Consider the following 23,996-nt stretch of genomic DNA (forward strand, 5'->3'; position numbering starts at 1 on the left):
TCGTGCGCGACCCCCGCATTGATGCCGAGCGCGAGCAGAGCATCCGCGAATGGCAGGAATTTTGTCGCTTTCCCTCTGTGGCGAGTGATCGTGTTGCAATTGAGGCTGCCGCTGACTGGTTGGAGCAGAAGCTTCGCCGGCTCAGCGAGCGCGTCGAACGCATCGAGATTCCCGCTTACGGGCCGGTCGTTGTCGCCTACTTCCCCGGAGCGAGCGACAAAACGCTCATGCTCTACAACCACTACGACGTGCAGCCCGTCGGCGACCTCGAGCAGTGGGTCTCTGGCCCCTTCGACTCAGAAATCCGCGACGGCGCCATGTGGGCCCGCGGTGCGTGCGACGACAAGGCCGATGTCACGAGCCGCTTGCGCGCGCTCGAACTGTTCATCGAAGATCACCCGGGCGGCTTGCCGTACAGCATGATCTACCTCGCCGACCCCTGTGAAGAGATCGGTAGCCCCGGACTCGAAACCGTCTTGGCCGAGAATGCCGAACGCCTCACCTCCGACGCAGTGCTGTGGGAGAGCTACCTTCGTGAAGACGATGGTCGCCCCGCCGTCGGCTTCGGATGCCGTGGCGGCATGGAGATCGGCCTGAGCCTGAACATCCTGGCCTCCAATCAGCACCCCTCGTACTCGCAGATTCTGCGTTCCGCACCGCTCGAGTTGATGCGGGCGATCACGTCTCTCGTCACCGAGGACGGCCTCATCGCCGTTCCCGGTTTCACGGATTCTGCGTTGCGTCCGGATGCCGCAGCCAAGGCTCGCACGCAGGAGCTTTCGCTTCCCGGCGATGCCATCAGCCTCCCCGGCATCAGCCCGCTGAAGGATCTGCCCGAGGCAGAGCTGAAGGAACGTTTCATCTTCACCCCGTCGATGAGCCTCTCGGGCTTCGATATCGACCCCAGCGTCAGCCACAGCGTTCCGGCGAAGGGCACAGCGAAGGTTCGCTTCGGGCTCGTTCCGGGAATGGACCCGCACGCGTGCTTCGATGCCGTGAAGACCTTCCTCGGCGACACCGCTCCCGATATTCAGGTCAACCTCATCCGCACCATGCAGCCTGCATTCTCTCCGGTCGACACTCCGTTCGCGGTCTCGGTTCTCGAAGCTGCAACAAAAGCTTTCGAAGCAGAACCCGTCATCTACGATGTGATGACTGGTTCCGGACCGGGAGCATTCTTCCTTGAACATCTCGGGGCTCCCCTGATCTCACCCACCGGAACTTTGCGACCGGAGGGCAACATGCACGGCTACAACGAACACGGCTACCTCGAGGACTACCTCACCCACATCCAGTTCACGCTCGACCTGCTCAATAACCTTGAGGCCAACGGGTTCGCGAACAATGACTGATCCCGTCGCAGCAGCCGAAGCCTCCACGATCATTGACCTGCTCGAAGAGAGCACACCCAAGGTCGAGCTCGACACGGTTGACCTTCAGCTGATCCGCCATCTGCACGAAGACGCCAGCGTTTCGCTACGCAGCCTCGGCGCGCTGGTCGGGATGTCGGCGCCGAGCGTCGGCGAGCGCGTTGCCCGCCTCGAACGCACGGGTGTCATTCGCCGCCGCAGCATCGAGATGGACTGGTCAGCGATGGGCCGCCCGATGCTCGTCGTGATCCCCATCAAGATCACGTCGGATGCCAAAATGCTGACCGTCATCGAGGCCCTGCAGGCAATTCCTTCCCTCACTGAGATTCTTATCCTGAGCGGTACCTACGACATGATGGCGCGCTTCCGCCTGAAAGATCATGCCGAGCTGCAGACCCTTCTACTCGAAAAACTGGGAGCCGTCGCTGGCCTTCAGCGCGTCGAAGCGATGATCAGTCTCGGCCGGGTCAACGACACGTCACCGCTCACTCACATTCTTGGCATTGACGAATAACCGCTCCAACAGAAAGTAGCTCCGTGCGCATTGATGATTCGTGGCGAGACCTCGCCGCTCCCGATTTTTCCCTCTATGCAGGGCTCGATCCCGAGCGTCGGATCATGATGATGGGCGCGGATCCGTTCGCGCCAGATAAGTGCCTGCCCGACCACGTGATCGATGCCACCAAGCAGGCCCTCGATGACGGCAAAACGCACTACTCGCTCGACAACGGGTACGCCGAGCCTCGCCTGAAGACGGCGCTCGTCAACAAGCTGTGGGACTTCAACGGGATGGAGATCGACCCCGAAACGGAGTTGATGGTTGGCCCCAGCTCGGCATTCACCCTCTTCCTCTCGATTCGCATCTGCATCCGCCCCGGTCAGGGCGATGAGGTTCTCGTCACAAGCCCCGGCTTCGCAGAGAACATCAACGACATCCACCAGATGGGTGCGGTGTGTGTGCAAGTTCCGACCTACGAAGAGGATGGCTTCGCCCTGCGGATGGATGAGTTCCGCTCGCGCATCACGGAACGCACTCGCGCCATCGTCATCACCAACCCCAACAACCCGACCGGCACCGTCTACACCCGCGAGAACCTGATGGAACTCGCCGCGTTGGCTGAAGAGTTCGACCTGGGAGTGATCGTTGACCAGGACTTCGAACGCCAGGTTTACGACGGAGCTGAGTATGTGAACTTCGCGACTCTGCCCGGAATGCGCGAACGCACCCTCACCGTCTTCGGCACCTCGAAAGACCTCGGGCTCACCGGCTTCCGTGTTGGTTACCTTGTAGCCCCGGCCGAGATCATGCCGCTGCTCAAGATCGCGACGTTCAACTACGTCGGCCCCACCAACACCTTCGCTCAATACGGTGTTGCCGCCGCCTACGAGAACCCCGCCTACACGGATGAGTGGTTCACGATCTACGACCAGCGTCGCCACGCCATCTTCGATGCACTCCAGGGCATCCCCGGCGTGGGCGTCACGATGCCGGCCGGTGGTTTCTACCACTGGGTCAACATCTCCGAACTCGGCACCTCGCTCGAAGTCGTCAAGCACCTCGTCGAGACCCAGCAGCTCGGCGTCTCGCCCGGCAACTGGTTCGGCAACGTCGGCGAAGGCTACATTCGCGTCATGTACGGCTCGAACGGCCGCGACGAAATCTTCCGGGAAGGCGTCTCGCGCTTGGCTGCTGGCCTGCGCGAGCTTGCAGAATTTAAAGGTGTGAGCGCCGCCGCCTAGCTCTGCCCGCCCGCTCCCCCAGAGCTTTCGGAATACCGCTGTTGGCGGCAAGGTTGTACCGGTCATGACCGATCTCCTCGCCGCCGACACCGCCATGGGCGCGGTCACGCTCAGCGTCGCGAACCTCGACGCGCTCACCGCGTACTACCGGGATGCCGTGGCGCTAACCGTGCTCAGCGAGTCTTCTGACACGGTCGTTCTCGGTCGCGGCACCACGCCTGTCGTGATCCTCACGCATTCGCCCGCGCTCACGCACGCGAGCCCGCGCGATGCCGGGCTGTTCCACACGGCCATCCTGTTCGACACCGAAGAAGCACTGGCGGCATCCGTGTACTCGGTCGCCACTCGCTACCCGAAGACGTTCACCGGCAGCGCCGACCACCTCGTGAGCAAGGCGTTCTACTTCACCGATCCCGAAGGCAATGGCGTCGAACTGTACTGGGATCGCGACCGCACCCAATGGAGCTGGACCCACGGCGCCGTCGAAATGGCGACCCTCTTTCTCGACCCGAACGGCTTCCTTCAGGAGAACCTCACTGAGGCTGCCATCGAGCAGCCCGTGATCGGTGGCGCCCGCGTCGGCCACGTGCACCTGCAGGTCGGTGACGTGAAAACTGCCCGCGAGTTTTACGTCAATCAGCTCGGCTTCGAAGCGACCACCGAAATCCCCGGCAGCGCCGTGTTCGTGAGCGCCGGCGGCTACCACCACCACATGGCCATGAACACGTGGAACTCGAGCGGCGCCGGTCCGCGGCTGCCCGCACTCGGACTCGCCCAAGTCGACATTGCGGTGCCGAGCGCCGACGACCTCGGAGCATTAGGTGAACGGATGACCCACCACGGCATCCCGCTGCGTCACGATGGTCAGACCCTCAGCTTCGATGACCCGTGGGCCAACACGATTCACGTCAGCACCGCGCAGTAGCGCGAGCTAGCGAACCGACAGGTTACCCGCCGAGGCGTTCGTCGATCTCGCGGATGACCGGCCAGGCGCCCTCTTCGGAGTTCGAGAGCACGACAACGTCGAGACCGTTCTCGAGGTAGTGGCGAACGATTCCGGAGGCGCCGGGGCTCACACCGTCGGCGAAGTAGCTGCGCACGGTGCCGTCTTCATTCATGTCGAATTCAAGACCGAAGCCGTACCAGGTCTCTTCGTCGTACTGCACCTGTGGGGTGAGAAACTCTTCCGTGAATTCGGTGTCGAGAAGGTCGCCGTTGCGCACAGCCTGAATGAAGCGAATGAGGTCGGCGGCGGTGACGTGAGCTCCGCCATCGGGCAGACCAATGGGCGGGGCGCTGTAGATATTGGAAACCCAGCGGCCATCGATGTAGTCCCAGCCTTCGGCAACGCGCGGTGCGGCATCCCGACGGTCATAGAACCCCGAGTCGACCATGCCGGCCGGCGTGAAAACCTCGTCGAAAATGTACTGGCGGTAGTCGGTCTTCGTAACCTTCTCGAGCGCAAGGCCCGCCAGAACGTAACCCGCGTTGGTGTAGACGCACTCGACACCGGGCTCGGCCAGCGACTCCTTGTTCACAAAGGTGGGAAGTTGGTCGGCGGGCTCAAGAATTGTGTAGGTCGGGAACTCTGCCCAGAGGTCGGCGTAGCTTTCGCCCTCCTCTTCATCTACGTCATCCGCAATGCCGCTCGTGTGGGTGAGCACATGCAACAGCGTCACGGCCGGGTCGATCTCGGTGTCGGCCAAGTCAACATAGTGGTGGATGGATGTCTCGAGATCGAGGTCATTCTTCGAGACCTGCTGCAGCGCCGCCACGCTCGTGAAGAGTTTCGTGATCGAGCTCGAGTCGAAGCGAGTATCTGGCGTATTCAGCACATCCCAGCGCTGGCTGGCCTTGCCGGCGACAGCCTCGTAAATAGTGGCGTTGCCTCGCTTGATGAGGACCGTGCCAGAGAAGTCGTTGTGCTCAAGAAATTCGTCGAGTCCCGTGGTGTCCATAGTGCGAGCCTACCTACTGTCGCTCGTCAATTGGGCAGCGGATGCTGTGGGTGGCCTCGATGATTACCGAGTAACGCTCCCAGCGAACAGACCCGCGTTCGCGGAATGAATCGACCCTACCGAGAGTTGCCGATTTACATGACTACTTCTCTCGTTGAACACCCCAGTTTCACCACCGGCACCTGGCAGATTGATGCCGCTCACTCGACGGTTTCTTTCACCGTTAAGCACCTCATGATCAGCAAGGTTCGCGGAAGCTTCGATGGTTTCTCGGGCACGATCGTCACCTCCGAAACGCCCGCCGAGAATTCGGTGACGGCAGAGATCGACATGGCGACGATCAACACCAACCAGGCAGACCGCGACGGTCACCTGCGCACCAACGACTTCTTCAACGTTGAGCAGTTCCCCACCGCCACCTTCACGTCGACCTCGGTCGCAATCAACGGTGATGACCTCACCATCGAGGGTGACCTCACCCTCCGTGGCGTCACGAAGCCTGTCACCCTGAAGGGCGAGTTCGGCGGCATCGCCCAGAACCCCTACGGCCAGACCATTGCGGCGGCAAGCGCCAGCACTGTGATCAACCGCACCGACTTCGGCGTGAACTACAACGCAGCTCTCGAAACCGGCGGCGTTCTTCTCGGCGAAGACGTGACCCTCACCTTCGACCTTCAGGCTGCACTCCAGCAGTAGTCGCGCTCTCGCGATTTCCTGACGAGGCCTCTCTGCGCACTGCGCGGAGAGGCCTTTGTTATGAGGTGACTTTGTCGTCGAGCAATACTTCTTCGGCTGCGGCAACAGCAGCGCTTCGCCAGACGACAAGCGCGGCCACCGTAACGACCAGCACCAGAATTCCGGCACCCCAGGCGAGACCGGCGTAGCCAACCTGAGTGAGGATGGGCCCCGCAAACCCTCCGCCGAAGGCACCGGCGAGACTCATGATGGTGTCACTGCGACCCTGAATGCGGAGCTTCGTTTTTCCGGTCGCAAGGTCGGCGACGAGTGCCGAGCCCGCAACGGTTGATGCGCTCCAGCCGAGCCCGAGCAACACAAGCCCGACGGTGACAGCCGTGTTGCTGAGTTCTCCCAGAGCAACGACCACGACGGATGCCGCGAAGAACCCTTGCCCAATAAGTATTGTCGGGATGCGCCCGAAACGGTCACTCGCCCAACCGAATACGGGCGAGAGTGCGTACATACCGGCGATGTGCAGGCTGATGGTGAAGCCGATGATCGTGAGGCTCGCTCCGTGGTGGCTCAAGTGCACGGGCGTCATTGCCATGATCGAGACCATCACCGCATGGCTGATCGCGATAGCAGCGATAGCGAAAACCAACGGGCCACGACCGCGCACGATTCCGGCATCCGCAGCAACCGCAGCATCGACGGGGCGGTTGCGAGCGAGAGTGAGCGGATCGGGTCGCAGCGCCACGAGATAGAGCGCCATCGCTGCGAGCTGCGCGGCGATCGCGAAGACAAACGATCCGGTGTTGGTGGGCAACGACAGCCACTGCGCAATCGCTTCGCCGGGACCAATCAGGTTGGGGCCGGCGACGGCACCGATCGTGGTCGACCAGACAACGAGCGAGAGGTCACGACCACGATGTGCCGGAGCCGCGACATCCGTCGCCGCAAAGCGCGCCTGCAGGCCGACCGCCGTTCCGACACCGAGCATCGCAAATCCAAGAATGAGGAGCGGGAAGAACGCGACGCCCACCGCGATCACGGTGATGAGCGAACCGCCGGCCGCAACGCCCGCGCCCAGAGCCAGCGCAGGCCGCCGCCCCCAACGCTGAGCAAGTCGTGCCAGCGGAATCGACACGAGTGCTGCACCCAAGGTGCTGGAAGTCGCTGCCGCGCCCGAGAGCGTCTCGCCACCCAGATCGGCAGCCAGAATCGCACCGACGGCAACGGTTGCTCCGAGACCCAGCCCGGCGAGCACTTGCCCCGCGACCAGCGTACGAACGATGCGAGATTGCACTGCGCGGTCAATGTCCATGGGTACAGTCTGGCGCACCACCAGCCTCCGCTAGACTTGGTGCAATCCGCCCGCGCGAAATCATGGAGTGATTCGGTGCCAATTATTGTCGTCGAGGTAATGCCTAAGGCTGAAATCCTCGATCCTCAGGGTAAGGCCGTAGCCGGCGCCCTCGTCCGTCTCGACAAGAGCGAGTTCAGCGCGGTGCGCATCGGTAAGCGTTTTGAGCTCACCGTTGAGGGCCCGATCACTGACGAACTGCTGGCTGAGGCCCGCGAGATCGCCAACGATCTTCTTGCCAACACGGTGATCGAAGACGTGATTTATGTCGGCGAGGCTCGCGGTGCCGACGACGCTCAGGGCGCATAGTGCGCGTCGGAGTCATCACCTTCCCGGGTTCGCTCGACGACCGTGACGCTCAGCGCGCGGTCAAGCTGGGTGGCGGTGAGCCGGTAGCTCTGTGGCACGGCGACCACGACCTCAAGAACGTGGATGCCATCGTTCTGCCCGGTGGGTTCAGCTACGGCGACTACCTGCGTGCCGGCGCAATCGCAGCCCACTCGCCCATCATGAGCGAAGTCATCACGGCCGCTAACGCCGGAATGCCTGTACTGGGCATCTGCAACGGTTTCCAGATTTTGGTGGAATCGCACCTTCTGCCCGGTGGTCTTGTGCGCAACGACCACGGTGACTTTGTCTGCCGCGACCAGAAGCTGCGCGTCGAGAACATCGACACTGCCTGGAGCAACGGCTTCAAAGAAGACGAAGAGATCATCATCCCGCTCAAGAACGGTGAGGGCGGCTACATTGCCGACCAGAACACTCTTGACCGCCTTGAGGGTGAAGGCCAGGTTGTGTTCCGCTACCTTGAGGTCAACCCCAACGGGTCGGCGAATGACATTGCCGGCATCTCGAATGCCCGTGGCAACGTTGTTGGCCTGATGCCTCATCCCGAGCACGCGACCGAGCCTGGCTTTGGCCCAGACACTCGCGCGGCGATGCGTTCGGGCACCGACGGCCTCACGTTCTTCACGAGCGCGATCAGCTCGTTGATGGCCAACGCCTAATACTGAAAGCTCGGCTCCATGTTTGCGACCCCCAAGTCACTGTTCCGCGTCCTTGCGTTCGCTGAGGCGGTCACCTGGACTCTGCTCATCACCGGCCTCATCTTGCGCGCTACGGCGGGGCTGGATGTCGCGGTGTCGATCGGTGGGGCCATCCACGGTTTCGTCTTCCTCGCCTACGGTGCCACGGCCGTGTTGTTGACGGTGAACCAGCGTTGGAGCGTCGGCACCGCCGTTCTCACCATCGGTAGCGCCGTGATTCCGTACGCGACCATTCCGGTGGAGCTGTGGCTTGCACGCACGGGTCGCTTGAAGGGCGACTGGCGCAAGGAAGCATCCGATCATCCGCGTGATGCTGGCTGGATCGACCGCACGATGCGGTGGTTCTTGAACCACCCGTACATCTTGGTGGCCCTAATCGCGGGCGCCGTCATTCTGCTCTACGTCGTTCTGCTCATCGCGGGCCCTCCCGGCGGCAACGAGTAACTTCTCGCTACAGCAGGAAGAACCCGATCACTCCCGGGTTTCTGGCGTGCACAATGACGAGGAAGACCACCGCGTCAAATAGTAGGTGCACGCTCAGCACGTAGACGAGCGACTTGGTGGTCGAGTAGATCCAGCCCTGCAGCAGGGCGAACGGGATCGTCAGCAGTGGGCCCCATGACTGGTAGCCAAGTTCCCACAGGAACGCTACGAAAATCACCATCTGCAGCAGGTTCGCCTGCCACACCGGGAAGTGCCGGCGGAAGAGCACGAAGACGGTGAGGATGAAGAACAGCTCATCCCACGTGCCCACCGCGTTCACTCCGACAAAGAGCCGACCGATCTCGTCGGGCGTCGTGACGATGGGCCAGTTGAGGTAGACCCCACTCGTGATGAAGTAGAACGGCAAGATGAGCCAGCCGAGAAAGAGCACGAGAAACAGGTAACCCCACTGAACACGGTTCCACGGCCATCCGCCCCGCCACGGAAAGCGGATGAGGCGGTCTTTGAACACAAACCGTGACAGTGCGTAGGGCACGGCAACGGCCGCAGCCAGCACAAACCCCAGCAGAAAGAAGTTGCCCCAGCTGATGTCGGCTTCGACCGACACCGTGGAGACGATGATCATACCGACCGCGATCAGCAGCAGGTCTTTCGCGAGACCCTCAGTGAGCTTGCGGCTGTCGGTGAACCACGCGGCGGCGAGCGCCAATGCCACCACGACATAGCCCAGCAGCGGAAGCCGAAGCGAGAACATCAGCACCGCCGATCCACTCAGCAGCGCTGCCGGCACCAACCCCCAGCTGCGTGAACTGAGTGGCGGGGAACTGACAGCGTTGTCGAGGCCGGGCATCCTGAATGACTCCTAGTCGTTGGTAACGCGCTTGGCGGTGGAAGTCTGAGCCTCATCGGCATCGGTCTCTTCTGGGCCAACCAGGTTCTCGGGCACGTTGTCTTGAACCGGAATCGCTCCCGTGAACTCTTGACGACGAGCGTCGGCCTCAGCGCTACCGCTGAAGAGGCCGCGCTCTTGGGGTTCAACCGAGCCCTTGGTGCGACCGCGGGCTTCGTTGTCGACCATGAGCACGCGAGTGCGCGGCAAGGCGGCGGAGTCTTTCTGCTGCAGCCATCCGACCATCTCTTCGCGCACGTGGGTGCGGAGGTCCCATTGGGCGCCAGAGTCAGCGGCGCTAATCAGCACACGAACGCGCACGAAGCCACCCGTGGCATCCACGACTTGGATGTTAGCGGTGCGGCCGTCCCACAGGTCGGATTCGGCGACGATCTTCTTGAGGTGCACGCGCATCTGGTCGATGTTGACGCGCCAGTCGAGATCGAAGTTGATCTCGCCGAGAAGTTCGGTGGCGTTACGCGTCCAGTTCTGGAATGGCGTTGTCGTGAAGTACGTGGAGGGCAGCACGAGGCGGCGCTGATCCCAGATGCTCACGACGATGTAGGTGAGGGTGATCTCTTCGATGCGACCCCATTCGCCGTCGGCAATAACAACGTCATCCACTCGGATGGCGTCGCTGAAGGCGAGCTGCATTCCGGCAAAGACATTGGCGAGAGCGGACTGCGCGGCGATACCGGCCACAACGCTGACGAGACCAGCAGAGGCGAGCACACTGGCGCCGAGTGCTTCGGCACCGGGGAGCGTCAACAGGATGGCGCCGATCGTGACGATGATGATGACCGCTCCGAGGATGCGGCGAATCAGTTGAATCTGGGTGCGGATGCGGCGAGCGGCCCGGTTGTCGGGAACGTCAGTGGGGTATCGAGTGAGGGTGCGATTGAGCAAAAGGTTGATGACGGCGATCAGCACCCACCCGCTAGTGGCAATCACCAGCACGAGCAGAACACCATCGATAACGTCGCGCATGCTCTCCACCGGAAGAGTGATCGAGATAGCAGCCCACACGGCAAGCAAGGCCATGAGCACGCGAAGGCGGCGGCGAGTCGGAGCCAAGGTTGCGTAAACCCCCGGCCGAAGCCGCGCGATGCCGCGCACAATGAGAGAGATCACCCCGACGGCAATGACGACGGCGACAAGCGCAATGACGACAGCAACGGCAAGACCCAGCCACGATACCCATTCAAACAATCGAGTGATTTCCTTTCATTGGCGTTGCTCCAGCCTAGGGGCAGGCACCACAACAAAGGCTGACGTGATTAACTAGGGCGATTCGAGAGGGAAGTCATGAGCGAGCTAGCAACACAGAGTGCACGCCGCAATTCCCTGCGCCGGTGGATCGCTACCGTGCGCGAAGGCATCGCCGCTGAGCTGTGGCCGTTGCCTACTATGTCGATCATCATTGCCGTGATCTTGGGCATCGTGCTCCCCCTCATCGACCGCGCCGTCGACTCATCGTTGCCGGTCGGCGTTGAGCGATTCCTGTTTGCCGGCGGCCCCGAAAGTGCACGTGCCGTGCTCTCCGCCATCTCGGGTTCGCTGATCACGGCGACCTCCCTCACCTTCTCCCTCACTGTCGTTGCCCTGCAGCTGGCGAGCAGCCAAGCATCCCCGCGCGTGCTGCGCACCTTCCTCAAAGACCAGACCGTGCACTGGACGCTCTCGGTGTTCGTCGGAACCTTCGCCTATGCCCTCACGGTGTTGCGCACGGTTCAGGATGGCGATGACACCATCGACCCGATCGTGCCGCGCCTTGCGGTGACGTTGGCGTCGCTCCTGACCTTGGCGAGTGTTGTCATGCTCACGCTGTTCTTGGCGCACCTCGCGCGGCAGCTGCGCATTGAGACGACGATGCGGCAGGTTTACCTCGAAACCAGCAAGACTATTGAGCTCGTGGCATCCACAATGGCGACCGGCGAAACGGAACTGCCCGAGTGGCCGCCCGCCGAGCGCATCGAGCTGAGCCTCGCCAAGCGCTCCGGGTTCATTCGTTCCAGTGATCGCTCACGCCTGCTGACGATCGCGATCAAACACGACATCGTGGCGCGCGAAGAACACACCGTCGGCCATCACGTGGTCAGCGGCACCCCGGTGCTGCGCTGGTGGCCGCGTGACCCCATGCGCCACATGGATGACGAAGAACGCGCCACCATCAACAGTGCGTTGGTCGGCGCCGTCAGCCTCGCCTACGAGCGCACGGCCAGCCAAGATATTGGTTTCGGCATCCGGCAACTCGTCGACATCACCGCCCGCGCACTCTCCCCCGGAGTCAACGACCCCACGACGGCCGTGCACACGCTGGGGCACATTTCGGCGACGCTCTGCTCGATTGCCGACCTTGAGATTCAGTCTCGCGGGCTCACCGACGATGACAATATCGTGCGCGTCATCATCAAACCCCACGACTTCGTGAGCCTGCTCGATATCGCGATGACCCAGCCGCGACGCTATGGCGCGAGCGACCCCGGGGTGGTTGAGCGTTTGTTCCAACTGCTGCAGGAGGTGGGCTACCGCGCGCAACGCACCGAGCAGTCCGCGGCGGTGGCTGTGCAAATTGACCGGCTCGAAGCATCCGTTGCCGCCGAAACGTATGACGCTGTGGAGCGCGAACGGTTCGCCCGCTTTGCTGAGGCGGCGCGTGCTGCGACCGTCGATCACCGCTGGCTCTGAGTCGCACGGAGCCGGCTGAGACACAGCCTGCTGAGCCACCCCCTGCTCGACTATCATTTCTCCATGCCCCGCACCCCGACTGCCCGCCCCGACGCTGACTCCGGGGAACGGGTACTGATTCTCTCTGCCGGCGTCGGATCGGGCCACAACAGTGCCGCAGCAGCAGTGCGCCAAGCCTGCGATGCGCGCACCGATGTCGCTGAAGTGCAGGTGCTCGACGTCTTGCAGGTCAGCAGTGCCCTCTACCGCGATGTGTTGGGCAAGGGTTATTTCGTGCTGGCGAAAGGCTTGCCCTGGCTGCTCGAGTGGGCTTACGACGTCAGCGACGCCCCGTTTTGGCGCCGCGGACCGATCGACCCCTGGACCCAGGCCAACTCTCTTCCTGTGATTCGGGCGATCAAACGCTTTCAGCCGACCGCCATCGTCAGCACACACTTCCTTCCCGCCCAACTCATGGCCACGCTCCTCATGCGCGGAGTCATCGACGCCAAAACGGCGGTTGTCACGACCGACTACGACCCTCAAGGCCTCTGGCTGACCAGCGCATTCCACTCGTTTAATGTGGCGCGCGAGGAAGGCAAAATCGAGCTGATGGCGCTCGGCCTGCCGGCCGACCGTGTGGCAGCAACCGGCATCCCGATCAGTTCGTATTCGGATGCCGAACCCGACCGCGTCGCCCACGACATCCCCCATATCTTGATTTCTGCTGGTGCAGCGGGCGGGGACTACGCCATCGCGGTGGTGCGGCAGACACTGCATATGCGCTCGGCTTTTAGAGCGACCGTCGTGTGCGGGCACAATGAGGAGACTCGCACGGGCATTGAGAAACTCGTCGGGGCTGACGATCGCTTTAACGTGCTGGGGTTTACGACAGAGATGCCCGCATTGCTCAGAAGCGCCGACCTGTTCGTGGGCAAACCGGGTGGGTTATCGGCCTCCGAATGCATGGCGGCAGGGTTGCCCATGGTGCTGGTGAACCCCATCCCGGGGCAAGAGGTTCGCAACGGCGACTACCTGATGGAACAGGGTGCCGCTGTTCGCTGCAACGACGTCACCACCCTCGGCTGGAAGATCGACCAGATCGTGCGCGAACCTGGTCGCCTCGAACGGATGCAAGCGGCAGCGAAGAGCACTGGCCGACCGGATGCCGCGGCAGACGTTCTTACCGGCCTGCTCGATGGCCCGGCCCGGCCGATCGTCGTGACTCGAGCTGCTCAAAAAGCTATTCTTGCCGCCAGCGAACGACAAATGGTGGCGAGCGATCTCAGAGGAGACTCCGCCCTCGTTCGATTGACTGATCCCACAGACAACAGCACGGTGGCGCTTCTGAAAGCAGATGAGCTGGAAGACCTGCAGAAGCGGTACGCGTCGGGCGAGGGAGAGCTCGTGCTGAGGCCCGACCAGAGGCTCGCCTCGGTGCGCTGGGAGGGCCGCCGACTGATTCGGGCAGTGCTTCGCAACGACGAGGCGCTGCGTGTTCGCATCGACGCACTTCCGCACGCGCAGTCGCGGTCGCAGGCGTAGGCGCAGGCGCAGGCGCAGGCGGTAGGCCGCTAGTTCGCGGCGGGCCGCAACGGCACTGCTCCAGCCCAGCGTGAGGGGCTGTGGTGAGCGGCGATCAGCGCCCACTCGCCCGCTCGCGGGTGCCACTGCCGGGTGCTCGGATCACGCTGCAACGTCGGCCCCGCATCCAACGCAACCTGCACGGTTGTCTCTGCGCCGCTCGCCAGGGTGACCTTCTGAAATCCGAGAAGCTGAGCGATCGGATGCTCGTCCGCCAGATCACCGGCGTACAGCTGAACGACGGTGGATCCGTCGCGGTCGCCGGTATTGGTCACGAGAACGCGAGCGGTGCCGCCCTCGTCAGCGAAAGTGTGGTCGAGCAGCTTGTGCGTCATGGTCGTGTAGCCCAGCCCGAATCCGAGGGGGAACGCGGGAGCAATGCCTTGGCCGTCAAGGTGGCGCTGGCCCCATCGGTCGTCGTACACGACTGCCTTTGCTGCGCTATCAAACGGGGGCAGATGCGCCGCGTCGCTCGGTATGACAAACGGTAACCGACCTCCGGGTTCGGCCTCTCCCGTGAGTACACTCGCGAGGGCATGCCCACCCTCCATGCCGCCGTACCAGGCGAGGACAAGCGCAGGAACGCGATCCCGCCACTCGTCGGTCAGGATCGCGCTACCGCCGATAAGCACCACAACGGTGCGCGGATTGGCTGCGGTAACGGCACGGATGAGACTCACATCGGCGGGTCGAAGCTCAAGCGAGCTCCGGTCGCCGCCGCGCACGAAGCGTGCTGCGAGGTGCGCAAGCCCGATGAAGATACGGCGAGAGAGACCAGAGTTGAAAGCGCGGCCGAGGATCCCCACGTCGACGCCCCCCGTAACGACCGACTCTCCCTCGTCGTGTTGGTCGAGCCCCACGACAACGACGGCGACCTCTGCCTGAGCCGCGAGCGCCGCCGCAGCGCTCTCGTCTTTGCCTGTGGCGGTCGTGATCAGTGCCGCGGGGAACGCTTCACGCAAGCCCTGAAGCGGAGAAACGGAGGATGGCGGTCTAACGCGCGAGGAGCCATGATCGCCCAGGTTCGCTTGGTCAGCGAGTCGCCCAATAACGGCGAGCCGCCGCGTACTGGGCGCCAATGGCAGTAGCGGTGCCTCACCGACGGCATCGTTCTTGAGCAACACGATCGACTCTGCTGCGGCCTGAAGGGCAAGGGCCCGGTGCGCGGCAGAGGCGATGACGCTCACATTCGGCTCCGGCTGCTCGCGCGTTGCCGCATGCAGAATGCTGGTGCGCAGAATGCGGTGAGCAGACTCGAGCACGGTCGCGCGGTCAAGCTCCCCGCTGCGCAGGGCGGCAGGCAGAGCGCGCGCCCGCAGCATCCGCAGGGGCATCTCGACATCCATTCCCGCTTGCAAGCTGACGACAGCATCGTGAGTGCCGAACACCCAGTCGCTCGTGACGAAACCGGTGAAGCCCCACTCGTCTCGCAGCACATCGGTAAGAAGGGCGCGATTGACATCCATGTACTCGCCGCGCACCCGGTTATAGGCGCTCATGACTGAGTCGGCTCCGGCATCCACCACCGCTTTGAAGTGGGGCAAATACACCTCATGCAGCGCGTGGTCGTCGACAGAGACGTCGACCTCGAAGCGTTCGTTCTCCATTGAGTTGAGCGCGAAATGCTTCACGCACGCCATAGTGTGCACACGAACGCCCCGGGTGAGCGCCGAGCCCATCTGCCCGACGAGCACGGGATCTTCTCCGTAACACTCCTGCGCACGCCCCCAAGCTGGATGCCGCAGCAAATTCACACACACCGAGGCAGAGTAGTTGGCGCCCCGCGCGCGGGTCTCGGCGCCGATTGCCACCCCGACTCGCTCCTCGAGAGCAGGATCCCACGTTGCTGCCCGCGCCATTGTGACCGGGAACGCTGTAGCCGCGCCGATGACGACGCCGCGAGCACCGTCACTGAACCGGATGCCGGGGATGCCGAGCCGAGATACCGCACCGGCCACGAATGGTCGCCGCCCGAGAAGGGCCGGGATGAACGGCAAGAGTCGCCGCGGAGAGTCACCGTCGAGCAGACCGAGCAGTTCTTTATCGGTCAGCAGGCTGACGAGCTGAGCGGAGGCTGTGTCGGCATTGACTGTGCCGGCGCGAACAGCGCGAACCGCGTCATCGAAGGCGTGAACCGAGGCTGCCAATGCCACTGGCACGGCTGCATCCCTCATCGGCACTCTGCCCACGCTCTGCAGGTCGCCGGTCGCATTCTCCATGATTCGAATTCTGCACCCTGTAGCTGTGCCCACCCACCATGGCAGGCAGGTAGACCGTCCGTCGCACCCCCACACTGGGGGCCGAGACCACTTGAGTTAACTGAGAGAACTTCGTTATGTTTGTATCAACCCTTGGCTGATCGTCGCACCTCTTCCACGTCTGGATCCCCTCTTTGTCTTTAGCGCCCCGCACACCGTCACGTTCGCTTCGATTGTTTGCCGGGGCAGCCATTGCCGCCGTGATGCTCGCCGGCTGCACCACCCAAGCCAGTTCTGCGGATGCGCTGCAGAAGGCCTGCGTCGACACGACCGCCTCGGCAATCAAGCTCATTGATGCCGCCGACTCGTGCGGTGCCGGATTCGTTGAGGCAGTGTTCACGACGGAGGCTGCGTCAACCGGGATCGCCGGCGCCGATGGCGTCGATGGTACGAACGGCACCGACGGAAGTGACGGCGCGGCTGGTGCCAACGGGCTCAACGGTGCCGACGGCACTAATGGACTTAAGGGTGCCGACGGACTTGACGGTGCCGCCGGGGCGACCGGCGCGGACGGCGCTGCGGGCCTCACCGGAGCCAACGGAGCGCAGGGCCCTAAGGGCGACGCCGGCGACCGGGGCGACACCGGCCCCCTAGGCGCACCGGGCGCTGATGGTGCAGTCGGCCCCATGGGACCGCGAGGTCCGGTGGGCGATACCGGCGCAGTCGGAGCACAAGGCGTCCAGGGCCTTACCGGCGCAACGGGAGCAACCGGACCCGCCGGCAACTCGCTCCTTGCCGCAGAGTTTGGCACCCGTACGGGCGCAGCACGAGACAGTCCCGGTAATTCGTGCACTCTCGGCACTCTGTCCCTGACGGCATCGGCATACGCCGGCAATGGTCTGGTCGCTGATGGCCGCCTTCTCAATACTTCCTCCAACCCAGCGCTCTTCTCACTCATCGGCACCACCTACGGCGGCGATGGTTACGAGACTTTTGGGCTCCCCGACATGAGCGATATCACGCCCAACGACATGACCTGGATGATCTGCCATCAGGGCATCTTCCCCAGCCCGCTCTAGCGTTCTGGAACGCTCTCGGCAGGTTCTCGGCGACACGCAGACTAGGATTCTGACGTGGAAGACACTTACGAACTCGAACTCCGTAGCGTTCCCTTTGAGCACGCCGACTCGGTAATGCTGCGTTCAGCGCAGCGTGCCGAGCTCACTGCGCGGTACGGAACCGAAGACAGCGAACCCGGCGTTAAGCCCAATGCTGACTCGGTTGTCGTCTTCTTGATCGCCTATGTCGATGGCGTTCCTGCCGGTTGTGGTGGGCTCCGCGAGCTCGACAATGGCAACTTCGAAGTGAAGCGCATGTATGTCACGCCTGCTCAGCGCGGCACCGGCATCGCCATCGCGGTGCTCAAGGGGCTCGAAGAGTGGGCTCGCGCTCAGTCGGCCACCGAACTCGTTCTCGAAACGGGAACGGCCCAGCCCGATGCGATGCGTTTCTACGAGCGCGAGGGCTACACGCGCATCGAGAACTTCGGCGCCTACGTGGGCGAGCCTCTGAGCGTCTGTTACTCCAAAACGCTCTAACGCAGAACCCCAGCTCGGCACCTGTTTCTCGCCGGATGGCAAGCATGCGCGCGGCAGCGCTCTAGTCTTGGTCAGTGCTTGCTCTCGTCGCGCTCTCTGTTCTCATCGGAGCACTCTCGCAACGGATCACCGGGATGGGCTTCGCACTCGTCGCATCGCCGCTGATCGTGATCTTGCTCGGCCCCTTCGACGGTGTGCTGGTGGTGAACCTCTGCGGTGTCATATCGGCAGCGCTCATCATCCCGCGGGTGTGGCGACACATCGAATGGCGCACGCTCGCATGGTTGGCGATTCCGGCTGTTGTCACGATCGTGCCCGCGTCGTTTCTTGTGACACGACTACCTGGTCCGATCACTCAGCTCAGCATTGGCATCCTGGTGCTCGTTGCCCTCACCGCGACGCTGCTCATTAGGCGCTCGGAGCGCGTGGTGCCGGCGCGACCGGCCGCGATCCTTGCCGGGGCGGCATCCGGTTTTATGAATACAGCGGCGGGCGTCGGCGGTCCGGCGATCAGTATTTATGCGGTGATCATGCGCTGGCCACAAGTGAACTTTGCGGCCACACTTCAGCCCTACTTTGTGATTGTCGGCGTCACTTCACTCGTTACGAAGGCTCTCTTTTCTGGCGGCATGCTTCCTGAGTTGGATGCTCTCAGCTGGGTCATCATCATCAGCTCACTGTTGGTCGGGCTCGTATTTGGAGAGGTGCTCAATCGGCACGTCAGCCACCGCGCTGCGCGAATCGCGGTCATCATTATCGCGTACGTCGGCGGCACGGTCGCTGTCATCGATGGGGGCCTGGGGCTCGCGGCCTAGCCAGCACCGGACTCGCTCTCGGCGGCGCTCGCTCTGTTGCGCGGCACCTGCGACACCTCCAGCACAGGCGACACCTGCAGCCTTAACCAACGGATGCCCGGCCCCCAACTTTCGGGGACCGGGCATCCGGTGTTCGACTTCGCGTTAGCGCTGCCGTTTCACCTCAGTGTTATTCGGCGGGGCCGACTCCTACGGGGTCAGCTTCCTCGTTGGGGGTGTCGCCGTTGCCGGGAACGGTCTGGCGCAGGGTGGCGCCGAGGCCGGCATCCACACTTGTCCAGTACCAGTAGAAGCGCTCGAGGATCTCGGGAACGGTGATGCCGCGGCCCTGTCCGGTGAGGGTTTCAATGAAGCGTGCCTTCGACTCTGCGGAGAAGACGTCGCGGTAGAGCGTTCCGGCCTGGCCGAAGTCGTCGTCTTCGGAGTGCAGGGTTGCTGCTGCGCGAAGGAGTTCGCCGTCGGTCGCCCAGCCACCTTCGCCGGCAAGCTCGGGCTGAGCTGCGGGTCCGCCATACGAGTTCGGTGTGTACGTGCGTGCTGCAGCGTCACCGATCTTGTAGTTCATGGAACCTTCGTGCTGGTAGTTGCGCGCTTCGGAGGCGTGCGGCTGGTTCACCGGCAGTTGGTTGTAGTTGGTTCCGATGCGGTTGCGCTGGGCATCCGGGTAGGAGAACACACGGGCCATCAGCATCTTGTCTGGGCTGATGTCGGTGCCGGGAACCATGTTCGACGGCGAGAACGCTGACTGCTCGATCTGCGCGAAGAAGTTCTCCGGGTTGCGGTTGAGCGTGAAGTGGCCAACCGGAATCAGCGGGTAGTCCTTGTGCGACCACGTCTTGGTGAGGTCGAAGGGGTTGAAACGGTAGGTTTTGGCTTCTTCGTACGGCATGACCTGAACGGAGACATCCCAGGTGGGGTAGTCGCCGTCGGCGATGGCGTTGAAGAGGTCGCGACGGTAGTAGTCAGCGTCTTCTCCGGCGATGCGCTCGGCTTCGGCAGCTTCCATCAGTTCAACACCCTGGCGGGACTTGAAGTGGTACTGCACCCAGAAGCGTTCGCCTTCGGCGTTGATCCACTGGTAGGTGTGCGAGCTGTAGCCGTTGAGGTGGCGCCATGACTTGGAGAGGCCGCGGTCGCCCATGAGGTACGTGACCTGGTGGGCGCTTTCGGGCGAGAGGGTCCAGAAGTCCCACTGCATGTCGCCGTCGCGAAGACCGGAGTCACCGAGGCGCTTCTGCGAGTGAATGAAGTCGGGGAACTTCATGCCGTCACGAATGAAGAAGACGGGAGTGTTATTTCCGACGATGTCGAGGTTTCCCTCGGTGGTGTAGAAACGCAGTGCGAAGCCGCGCACGTCGCGCCAAGTATCGGGCGAACCTTGTTCTCCGGCTACGGACGAGAAACGCAGAATGGTTTCGCTCGTTGCACCCTTCTGGAAGACGGCAGCCTTGGTGAAACGAGAGACGTCTTCTGTGACGACGAACTCACCAAATGCTCCAGCACCCTTGGCGTGGGGGTTGCGCTCCGGCACCCGCTCGCGGTTGAACGCGGCAAGCTTCTCGACCAGAAAACGATCGTGCAGCGCGATTACGCCATCAGGACCTGTCGTGAGCGAATGTTCGTCGCTCCCAATTGGTGCGCCGGCCTGGGTTCTCGTGGGTTCTGTCACGATGTCTCCTTTGTGTGGGGATTGTTAGGGGCGAAATGGAAAGTCGGTCGACAGCGTAGACAGCTCTGTCTGTGTTCTTTAGTCTGCGCTCTTTTGGTTGAGAGCGCTCTGGCAATCGGGGCATACTCCCCAAAAGTTCACTTCGGCGGTGTGCACGGTGAAGCCGCCGGCTTCGGATGGCGTGAGGCACGGCGCGTGGCCAACAACACAGTCGACGTCGCGCACGGCGCTGCATTCGGTGCACACGATGTGGTGGTGGTTGTCGCCAATGCGGCGTTCATAGAGAGCGGATGACCCTGCCGGTTCGATCTTGCGCAGCAAGCCCGCCGTCGTCAGCGCCGCCAGCACTCCGTACACGGCTTGGAGGGAGGTGCCGGGCAAACTCGGCAGCACAGCCCCGAACACTGTGTCGGCATCCGAGTGCGGGATGTCAGTGAGGGCGCTGAGCACAGCGACGCGGGGCTCGGTCACTTTCAGACCGGCCTCTCGCAGAGTGTCGGCGAGCGCCGCATCCGTCACTGTTTCCATGGCTACGACCGTATCAGTTGTTTTGAGTAACTCAAGACAACTTGTGGTGAATTTTGTCCTCTCGTGATCCCGACTCCACAGTTCTTGACGCCTCTGCGTCGGGCGAGATCAAGCGCTGTACCGTAGCAGGGGTGCCATCCCCGATTCAGTTTCGCGCCTTCGCCGACGAGTCGTCCGCAAACCGCGGAGAGCGCCAGCAGGAGTACCTGATCGGCGCGGCTCTCGTGCCAGCCGACGAGTGCGAAGACGTGCGAGCGAAGCTTCGTCCCCTGCTGTTGCCCGGTCAGATAAAACTCCACTGGACCGATGAAAGCGAGTCCAGACGACGTCGGATCATCACGTTGCTTAGTGGGCTGGGGACCATGAACGTAGTGATTGCGCATCGTTCCACACGGCAAACGAAAACTGAACGCTTCCGCCGAAAGTGCCTTGGTGATTTCTATTCGGAGATGACCGCGATGAATGTCCAGGACGTCACGCTGGAAAGCCGCAGCCCCAAGCAGGACAAGCTAGATCGCGCCCACATTGTTGGTGTGCAGAATTCTGGCCAATCCAAGGGCGTACGCATCACTCATCTTCGTGGCGGCGACGAGCCGCTGTTGTGGATCGCTGACGCTGTACTCGGCGCGATCAACTCCGATTATCTAGGCGAGAAGAGTCACCTTGAGGCCCTGTCGCAGACTTTCGTAGTTCACCGGTACACCTCAGAATCCCCCGTTCCCGATGAACCCTCGACCGACAAAAACGAAAGACCCTAGATCCAGTCGTCCGGCTGGGGTTCTAAGGTCTTCTTCCTTACCCGTCGTAACGGGAGGCACCAACAATGCTAGCCCGACCCACCCATATCGGCAATAGCTCCGGGCTTCTCAGCTATGCCTCCCCCAGCGACCGAGTGAGGAGCGAATCCTCCCAACCTGTTTTGTGCCGCTACCCCATCACGCCACCGAGTACGCTCGTGCAACTTGTCTGAGGTGTAGAGTTGCGAGGCAGACAAACACAGTGATCGGAGCACCTGCATGACGCCAGCAGTGCAACAAGGTCGGCTCGCAGCGCAAGCGGCCGAAGTCCTGCTTGAGCGCATCCGTGCCGGCGAGTGGCCCCTGGGGCACAAGCTGCCGGGCGAGACGACACTGGCCGCCGAGATCGGGGTCGGGCGCTCTACACTGCGGGAGGCCATCCGTGAACTCGCCGGTCAAGGCGTGCTCGAAAGCCGTCAAGGCTCGGGCGTCTTCGTGATCTCGACCAACATCGCCGAGGACTGGGATGTCGTGCTGCGCCGAGTCTCCGTCGCATCCGTCATCGAGGCTCGGGTCGCAATCGAGGCCGAAGCTGCCGCACTCGCAGCGCATCGGCGCACCCCATCAGACCTGCGGGCGATGCGTCGAGCACTCGCCCGCCGCTCGGGCTCGCACCACTCTGCCGAAGAGTTCGCTGACGTCGACATGGCGCTTCATCAGGAAGTCGTCGCGGCATCCCACAATGAAGTGCTGCTCGAACTGTTCAACGGGTTCGTGCCGCGAGTGCGGGTAGCGATGATCGAAATGCTGAAGCTGCGCCCGATCCACGACTACGAGGCAGACCAAGCCGCCCACGCCGCTCTCGTCGAAGCGATCGCCGAACGAAACCCAGCCGCCGCTGCAGAGTGCAGCCGGGCGCACCTCACCGGCGTGCACCGAGCCCTCTCGTGAGCGACGGCACCACCACGAACGACAGCACCTTCATGAACGAAAGCACCTCCGTGAACAGCAACCCCACCGTCGTCGAGCTGCGCGGCGTCACCTTTCGCCGCGGCGAGCGCACCATCCTGAACGAGGTCGACCTCACCGTGCGCGCGGGCGAACACTGGGCGCTCCTCGGGCCCAACGGCGCCGGCAAGAGCACCATCCTCGGTTTCGTTGGCGCCTCAGCGCACCCGACCTCCGGAACAGTGGACATCCTGGGGCAACGCCTCGGCCGGGTCGAACTGCAGGCACTGCGTCGCTCGATCGGGCACGTCAACCCGCGTCATCCGCTTCACGCACCCCTCACGATTCGGGATGTCGTACTCACCGGCCTCACCGGATCCCTCGAGACTCCCCCACGATGGGACCCCAGCGCGCAGCAGACCCAACGCGCGTCAGAACTCATCGAACAGATGGGGCTGGCAGGCAAGGATGCCCACCGCTGGCCGACGCTGTCGCAAGGAGAACGCGGCAGAGCACTCATCGCCCGCGCACTGATCGCCGAACCAGACCTACTCCTTCTCGACGAACCCAGCACCGGGCTGGATGTCGCGGCACGCGAGCAACTCCTCGAAACGGTCGACGCGCTCACCCACAGCTTTCCGCGACTGGCCTCAATTCTCGTGACGCATCACCTCGAAGAACTGCCCTCCACGACATCCCATGCCGCGCTAATTGCGAATGGTCGGATCTCTCAGGCCGGGCCAGCCGAACAGGTGCTGACCACCGAGAACGTGACGACCGCCTTCGCGCATCCGATCCGCGTCGGGCAACACGACGGCCGCTGGTTCGCGCTCCCAGGCCGCAAGCGCTCCCTCGATCTCGCCGCGGTCTAGCTTCAGCGTGATCCCAACGGCCACTCCCGACACACCCTGCCGGCCGCAGGACCGAGCACCGTGACGAATGTTGATCACTTCTTACTTTCCGAGATGGAAAGCGATACACTCAACCCCATGGAAAGTGACTCCGGAAGCGAAGACAGCGATAACGCGAATGTGCAGCTGGATCTCATCGCTGCCGATCGACAGTCGCTCGCCCAACGCGTGGCACAGCATCCGTGGTGGCACACCCTCGCCTCCGCCGCGCTCGCCGCAGTTATCGTTGCCGCGCCATTGACCGGCAGCATGTGGATCGTGACCCTCATTAGCGTCCTCCTCATCAGCGCCTCCACCGCGCTCGACAAGGAGTGCGACAAGAGGATGGGCATTTCGATCATGAGACCCGTGGGGCGCAAGAGCCTCGCGGTCGTAATTGTGCTCGTGACGGTTGAAGTCGCGCTATTCGGCGCATCCCTCGGAATCATGTTTTCAGAGCTCTCCGGATCGATCGCCTTGAACTCGGCGCTAGCCGCGGTCGTCATGATCGTCGGACTCCGGATGCTCAGCCGCACCATGGCGAAAGAACTCCTTCATGCCCGCTGAACCCCGGTTCGATGAGTCAATTCACGCGTCTACGAGACTTCGCTTGTGCGCGGTTCTTCGCCCCGTGGACTCCGCCGAGTTCCGCACCCTTACCGACATTTTGGGGATGAGCGAAGCAAGCCTCTCTAAGACAATCCGCAACCTGGTGGAGCTCGGCTATGCAACGACATCCAAGCAAACCTCGCCGCAGCGCGACGACAGTCGACTCACGACAACGGTGCAGCTGACACCCGCCGGCAAGGCGGCGTTCGACGGGCATCTCGCCGCGATCTCGGCGCTGGCTGAACTGAACTGAGCTGATTGCGCG

At 62.8% G+C, this 23,996-nt stretch carries 25 protein-coding genes; 18 read left to right on the forward strand and 7 right to left on the reverse strand.

Translation table 11 applies throughout. From position 1 onward, the window contains the following. The first annotated feature begins 2 nt into the window (after window positions 1–2). The 4 genes from ACWFSR_RS13160 to ACWFSR_RS13175 all read left to right on the forward strand — a co-directional run bounded on the left by ACWFSR_RS13160 (window position 3) and on the right by ACWFSR_RS13175 (window position 4,035). On the forward strand, window positions 3–1,352 hold the full coding sequence (locus ACWFSR_RS13160) for a M20/M25/M40 family metallo-hydrolase (RefSeq protein ID WP_447522590.1): 1,350 nt from the start codon (window positions 3–5) through the stop codon (window positions 1,350–1,352). Then, complete coding sequence (locus ACWFSR_RS13165; protein WP_197109338.1) at window positions 1,345–1,884, forward strand: Lrp/AsnC family transcriptional regulator; 540 nt, start codon at window positions 1,345–1,347, stop codon at window positions 1,882–1,884. Before ACWFSR_RS13160 ends, ACWFSR_RS13165 begins: the two co-directional genes overlap by 8 nt. Before the next feature lie 23 nt (window positions 1,885–1,907). Continuing rightward, a complete protein-coding gene (locus tag ACWFSR_RS13170) occupies window positions 1,908–3,110 on the forward strand; it encodes a pyridoxal phosphate-dependent aminotransferase (RefSeq protein WP_197109337.1) in 1,203 nt (400 codons plus the stop codon). Window positions 3,111–3,174: 64 nt separating this feature from the next. Continuing rightward, a complete protein-coding gene (locus tag ACWFSR_RS13175) occupies window positions 3,175–4,035 on the forward strand; it encodes a VOC family protein (RefSeq protein ID WP_447522591.1) in 861 nt (286 codons plus the stop codon). 22 nt (window positions 4,036–4,057) lie between these two features. Here ACWFSR_RS13175 and ACWFSR_RS13180 read toward each other — a convergent pair whose 3' ends face one another. Beyond that, window positions 4,058–5,068 carry a serine hydrolase domain-containing protein gene (locus ACWFSR_RS13180; protein ID WP_197109335.1) on the reverse strand — a complete coding sequence of 337 codons (1,011 nt, stop codon included), beginning with the start codon at window positions 5,066–5,068 and terminating at the stop codon, window positions 4,058–4,060. Window positions 5,069–5,206: 138 nt separating this feature from the next. On the opposite strand from ACWFSR_RS13180, the gene ACWFSR_RS13185 reads away from it, so the two are divergent. After that, a complete protein-coding gene (locus ACWFSR_RS13185; protein WP_447522592.1) occupies window positions 5,207–5,764 on the forward strand; it encodes a YceI family protein in 558 nt (185 codons plus the stop codon). A gap of 58 nt (window positions 5,765–5,822) precedes the next feature. Here ACWFSR_RS13185 and ACWFSR_RS13190 read toward each other — a convergent pair whose 3' ends face one another. Then, entirely contained in the window at window positions 5,823–7,070 is a 1,248-nt protein-coding gene (locus ACWFSR_RS13190) for an MFS transporter (protein ID WP_231599631.1), read from the reverse strand. A 75-nt stretch (window positions 7,071–7,145) separates the two neighbouring features. Here ACWFSR_RS13190 and purS point away from each other — a divergent pair, with 75 nt between their 5' ends. The 3 genes from purS to ACWFSR_RS13205 are packed head-to-tail and all read left to right on the forward strand — an operon-like array spanning window position 7,146 to window position 8,599. Continuing rightward, window positions 7,146–7,418 (forward strand): phosphoribosylformylglycinamidine synthase subunit PurS, encoded by a 273-nt coding sequence (gene purS, locus ACWFSR_RS13195; protein WP_197106662.1) that lies wholly within the window; start codon window positions 7,146–7,148, stop codon window positions 7,416–7,418. After that, on the forward strand, window positions 7,418–8,116 hold the full coding sequence (gene purQ, locus ACWFSR_RS13200; protein WP_197106663.1) for a phosphoribosylformylglycinamidine synthase subunit PurQ: 699 nt from the start codon (window positions 7,418–7,420) through the stop codon (window positions 8,114–8,116). The genes purS and purQ overlap by 1 nt, the downstream gene beginning before the upstream one ends. Window positions 8,117–8,134: 18 nt before the next feature. Further along, window positions 8,135–8,599, forward strand: a complete 465-nt coding sequence (locus ACWFSR_RS13205) for a DUF3817 domain-containing protein (RefSeq protein ID WP_447522593.1) — start codon at window positions 8,135–8,137, stop codon at window positions 8,597–8,599. 7 nt (window positions 8,600–8,606) lie between these two features. Here ACWFSR_RS13205 and ACWFSR_RS13210 read toward each other — a convergent pair whose 3' ends face one another. Both ACWFSR_RS13210 and ACWFSR_RS13215 read right to left on the reverse strand, forming a co-directional pair. Further along, the gene (locus ACWFSR_RS13210) at window positions 8,607–9,449 is read right to left on the reverse strand and encodes a CPBP family glutamic-type intramembrane protease (protein WP_197106665.1); all 843 of its coding nucleotides are present in this window, start codon (window positions 9,447–9,449) and stop codon (window positions 8,607–8,609) included. 12 nt (window positions 9,450–9,461) lie between these two features. Beyond that, window positions 9,462–10,697, reverse strand: a complete 1,236-nt coding sequence (locus ACWFSR_RS13215) for a mechanosensitive ion channel family protein (RefSeq protein WP_447522594.1) — start codon at window positions 10,695–10,697, stop codon at window positions 9,462–9,464. Between the two features lie 96 nt (window positions 10,698–10,793). On the opposite strand from ACWFSR_RS13215, the gene ACWFSR_RS13220 reads away from it, so the two are divergent. Both ACWFSR_RS13220 and ACWFSR_RS13225 read left to right on the forward strand, forming a co-directional pair. After that, window positions 10,794–12,176: a DUF2254 domain-containing protein gene (locus tag ACWFSR_RS13220; RefSeq protein WP_447522595.1), complete on the forward strand. Its 1,383-nt coding sequence runs from the start codon at window positions 10,794–10,796 to the stop codon at window positions 12,174–12,176. A gap of 63 nt (window positions 12,177–12,239) precedes the next feature. Further along, window positions 12,240–13,700, forward strand: a complete 1,461-nt coding sequence (locus ACWFSR_RS13225) for an MGDG synthase family glycosyltransferase (RefSeq protein WP_447522596.1) — start codon at window positions 12,240–12,242, stop codon at window positions 13,698–13,700. Window positions 13,701–13,729: 29 nt separating this feature from the next. Here ACWFSR_RS13225 and ACWFSR_RS13230 read toward each other — a convergent pair whose 3' ends face one another. Next, the gene (locus ACWFSR_RS13230; protein WP_447522597.1) at window positions 13,730–15,958 is read right to left on the reverse strand and encodes a beta-glucosidase; all 2,229 of its coding nucleotides are present in this window, start codon (window positions 15,956–15,958) and stop codon (window positions 13,730–13,732) included. Window positions 15,959–16,131: 173 nt separating this feature from the next. On the opposite strand from ACWFSR_RS13230, the gene ACWFSR_RS13235 reads away from it, so the two are divergent. From ACWFSR_RS13235 to ACWFSR_RS13245, 3 genes are all read left to right on the forward strand, one after another. Further along, a complete protein-coding gene (locus tag ACWFSR_RS13235; protein ID WP_447522598.1) occupies window positions 16,132–17,016 on the forward strand; it encodes a tail fiber protein in 885 nt (294 codons plus the stop codon). Window positions 17,017–17,070: 54 nt separating this feature from the next. Continuing rightward, window positions 17,071–17,535: a GNAT family N-acetyltransferase gene (locus ACWFSR_RS13240; RefSeq protein WP_197109329.1), complete on the forward strand. Its 465-nt coding sequence runs from the start codon at window positions 17,071–17,073 to the stop codon at window positions 17,533–17,535. A 74-nt stretch (window positions 17,536–17,609) separates the two neighbouring features. Continuing rightward, entirely contained in the window at window positions 17,610–18,350 is a 741-nt protein-coding gene (locus ACWFSR_RS13245) for a sulfite exporter TauE/SafE family protein (protein ID WP_197106671.1), read from the forward strand. A 169-nt stretch (window positions 18,351–18,519) separates the two neighbouring features. On the opposite strand, the gene ACWFSR_RS13250 is transcribed toward ACWFSR_RS13245, so the two are convergent. Together ACWFSR_RS13250 and ACWFSR_RS13255 are read right to left on the reverse strand one after the other, a co-directional pair. Next, window positions 18,520–20,019: a catalase gene (locus ACWFSR_RS13250; protein ID WP_197109328.1), complete on the reverse strand. Its 1,500-nt coding sequence runs from the start codon at window positions 20,017–20,019 to the stop codon at window positions 18,520–18,522. A gap of 78 nt (window positions 20,020–20,097) precedes the next feature. Next, window positions 20,098–20,547 carry a Fur family transcriptional regulator gene (locus tag ACWFSR_RS13255; RefSeq protein WP_197109327.1) on the reverse strand — a complete coding sequence of 150 codons (450 nt, stop codon included), beginning with the start codon at window positions 20,545–20,547 and terminating at the stop codon, window positions 20,098–20,100. A 131-nt stretch (window positions 20,548–20,678) separates the two neighbouring features. Here ACWFSR_RS13255 and ACWFSR_RS13260 point away from each other — a divergent pair, with 131 nt between their 5' ends. From ACWFSR_RS13260 to ACWFSR_RS13280, 5 genes are all read left to right on the forward strand, one after another. Beyond that, on the forward strand, window positions 20,679–21,305 hold the full coding sequence (locus tag ACWFSR_RS13260) for a hypothetical protein (RefSeq protein ID WP_197109326.1): 627 nt from the start codon (window positions 20,679–20,681) through the stop codon (window positions 21,303–21,305). Between the two features lie 258 nt (window positions 21,306–21,563). After that, window positions 21,564–22,235, forward strand: coding sequence for a FadR/GntR family transcriptional regulator (locus ACWFSR_RS13265; RefSeq protein WP_197106675.1), 672 nt, complete (start codon window positions 21,564–21,566; stop codon window positions 22,233–22,235). Further along, the gene (locus ACWFSR_RS13270) at window positions 22,232–23,104 is read left to right on the forward strand and encodes an ABC transporter ATP-binding protein (RefSeq protein WP_447522599.1); all 873 of its coding nucleotides are present in this window, start codon (window positions 22,232–22,234) and stop codon (window positions 23,102–23,104) included. The genes ACWFSR_RS13265 and ACWFSR_RS13270 overlap by 4 nt, the downstream gene beginning before the upstream one ends. A gap of 117 nt (window positions 23,105–23,221) precedes the next feature. Continuing rightward, window positions 23,222–23,689 carry a hypothetical protein gene (locus ACWFSR_RS13275; protein ID WP_447522600.1) on the forward strand — a complete coding sequence of 156 codons (468 nt, stop codon included), beginning with the start codon at window positions 23,222–23,224 and terminating at the stop codon, window positions 23,687–23,689. Further along, entirely contained in the window at window positions 23,679–23,984 is a 306-nt protein-coding gene (locus ACWFSR_RS13280) for a transcriptional regulator (RefSeq protein ID WP_447522601.1), read from the forward strand. Before ACWFSR_RS13275 ends, ACWFSR_RS13280 begins: the two co-directional genes overlap by 11 nt. Window positions 23,985–23,996 lie beyond the last annotated feature (12 nt).

Source organism: Salinibacterium sp. NYA9b (assembly GCF_976973725.1).